The organism is Desulfobacula sp. (assembly GCF_021107415.1).
The window spans coordinates 1-2,510 of record NZ_JAIOSW010000179.1 but is presented as its reverse complement, the minus strand read 5'-3'; the positions used below and the strand labels follow the sequence as shown (position 1 = coordinate 2,510).

The 2,510-nt window shown below is 39.3% G+C and carries 5 protein-coding genes; all 5 read right to left on the bottom strand.

The features are described 5' to 3' along the window. A partial coding sequence (locus K8S13_RS09795; protein ID WP_291462264.1) for a response regulator occupies window positions 1–253 on the bottom strand: 253 nt, incomplete at its 3' end. Between the two features lie 22 nt (window positions 254–275). After that, complete coding sequence (locus K8S13_RS09790; RefSeq protein ID WP_291462263.1) at window positions 276–725, bottom strand: chemotaxis protein CheX; 450 nt, start codon at window positions 723–725, stop codon at window positions 276–278. After that, a complete protein-coding gene (locus K8S13_RS09785; RefSeq protein WP_291462262.1) occupies window positions 682–1,107 on the bottom strand; it encodes a response regulator in 426 nt (141 codons plus the stop codon). Before K8S13_RS09785 ends, K8S13_RS09790 begins: the two co-directional genes overlap by 44 nt. 41 nt (window positions 1,108–1,148) lie before the next feature. Continuing rightward, window positions 1,149–1,997, bottom strand: a complete 849-nt coding sequence (locus tag K8S13_RS09780; RefSeq protein ID WP_291462261.1) for an HDOD domain-containing protein — start codon at window positions 1,995–1,997, stop codon at window positions 1,149–1,151. Beyond that, window positions 1,994–2,473, bottom strand: coding sequence for a chemotaxis protein CheD (locus K8S13_RS09775; RefSeq protein WP_291462260.1), 480 nt, complete (start codon window positions 2,471–2,473; stop codon window positions 1,994–1,996). Before K8S13_RS09775 ends, K8S13_RS09780 begins: the two co-directional genes overlap by 4 nt. Between the last annotated feature and the right edge of the window lie 37 nt (window positions 2,474–2,510).

Sequence of the window (2,510 nt, the reverse complement as noted above, 5' to 3'; positions counted from 1 at the left end):
GATAGTGCTTCATCAGCTTTTTTAAAAATGTTATACCGTCCATACGGGGCATTTCAATATCAAGGGTAATTACATCCGGTTTGAGTTTAACGATTTTGTCCCGTGCAACATAAGGGTCCGGTGCTGTCCCCACAACCGTGATGCCTTTTTGTTTAGACAATTGCTCGGTAAAAACTTTTCTTACAACGGCTGAATCATCAACAACCAGAACTTTTATGTCCGCTTTTCTATCCGTTTTTATATCAGGGGGCATATAAAAATCTCCAAATTTTCAATCAATCTATTTTTAAAAGTATTGCCATATTTGATTCAAAGGTTTCTACAATGGTTAATATTTCTTTCTCCTGAATTTTTGATTCATCAATTACTTTTGGAATACTCAATTCAAACGGAACTTTGGTGTCTATTTTACTCAACTCATTGCCACAAACCATGTTCAGCATTTCTGTCAATGTGCCGGAAAGGTGATCATCAGTAAGCAGACCCTTGGCTTCACCCATGAAATTTTCAGCCATTTCTCCAATTAAATTTTTGGGAATAAAAATGCACAAACTCCCGGAGACATCTCCTGTAAATTTTAACCGGCTTGCCATAATGGGTTTGTTTTTGTCCATTCCGCATTGAGCAAGTGTTGCTTCTTCCCCAAATTCAACCGGTAAATAGAACATGGTCTCCATAACTTCAGAAATCGAAGTCTTCATCGCTGTCATCAAGATCTTCATCATAGCTTGCTTCTCCAAGAATATTGTTAATCAAATCCCTGATGGTTTCAGGGGTAAAGGGTTTGGTGATATATCCGGCTGCACCGTTGTCCATGAACTCCCGGATCTTGACATCATTGCCCTCTGTAGAAACGACAACGATTGGAATATCCTTAAAAAGGTCATCTTTTTTAATGATTTTTATCAGTTCCAGACCATTCATGACAGGCATGTTATAATCAGTTATGACGATATCAATCCAGTCATTTTTCATGAGTTCAAGTGCCTCTTTACCATTGGCAGCTTCACGGAATTCTGCATTCCCATAACCCGCAGCCTTGAAGGTTCTTTTTATCACAGAACGCATGGGCAGTGAATCATCCACTATCAATATTGAAAACGACATTGTTTTTTCCCTTATATAGTTAGCATTAAACAGTTTAAGTTTTAAACGATATGTAATAACTCTTCAATTTCCTGCATGTTAATGCCAAACTCTGCAATAATCATGGCAAGGTCATCTGCCGACACATTAAGTTCCTTCATGGCCCGGGCTTTAAACCGGTATGAAAGTCCGTCCGAGCCCACACCACTTCCCATCATCATACAGATGCAGTCCGCAAGATAAACAGCAGCAATTTCTTTGTCTTTAATCATGGTTTCATCAGACAGGTGATGATGCCTGATAATTTTAACCATTCTGGGACTGAACTTCCACATCTTTGCGATCATAGCCCCCAATTCCGCATGATCAATACCCAAAATTTTTTTCTCAGCTTCTCTGAAACTGAAATTTTCGTTTTCCACAAGATTTTGTATTTTTTTTGAAGAGCGCAACACATGCTTTTCCAAGACTATTTTTCCAATGTCTTTTACCAGGGCAGAAGTAAATATTGCGTTTTTATTTTTCAAGGACAACTTTATGGCCACCTGTTTTGCAATCACGGCTGAGGATACAGAATACCGCCACATGTCTCCCGGCTCCAATCCATACCCTTTTTGGCTGCCACCAAGAGCTTTTGCCCCGGATTTCATTAAGACAAGTTCAATAACCTGGTCAGTCCCCAGCATATTGACGGCATCTTTTATGGATTCTGCAGGATGTTTAAGCCCGAAATAAGCCGAGTTACAGGTTTTTAAAACATTGGTCGTCATAATTGGATCATATTGAATCACATTGGCAATATCCTGCATTGAGCTGTCAGGATTATCCACTACTATTAGAAGCTGGTTGGCAACGGCAGGGATTGGTTTTAAATTTTTAATTTCTTTTATCAGTTCCTGAATTGTTGTCATACCTTCACCTCCTTTGATCCGGAAGTTTTGATATAAACATCCCCTGTTGCGATTTCAATCCTGACGGTCCGGTTTGTGTTGCCGCCAACATTCTGTTTGTCAATCATCATTTTGTTTTTGAAAAACATTTTTTTAAGGGCCATGTAATTTCTTTTGCCAATATTAAAGAAGCCCTTCTGGTCAAGAATTTCCGCCCCTCCTGCAACATATACTTTCATCCGCTGTTTAACAGCACCCAGTTTGTAAGCTGATTTAAACAATCTGGGTATCCCGGAATCAGCAAACATATAGGGCCTGGCAGCAGCTTTCTCCTTATCAATGGAAGACTCGGGCAGCATATAGTGCAATATCCCTCCAACCTTCACAACAGGATCATATACGATAAGCCCGATGCAGGAACCAAGGGCATAAGTGATGATTGATTCCGTCTTTTTATTGCTCACTTTCATGTCTGCAACACCTACAATTTGTTTCACATTATGTTCCTTTCTATTCATTTTAAATTCTTAATTT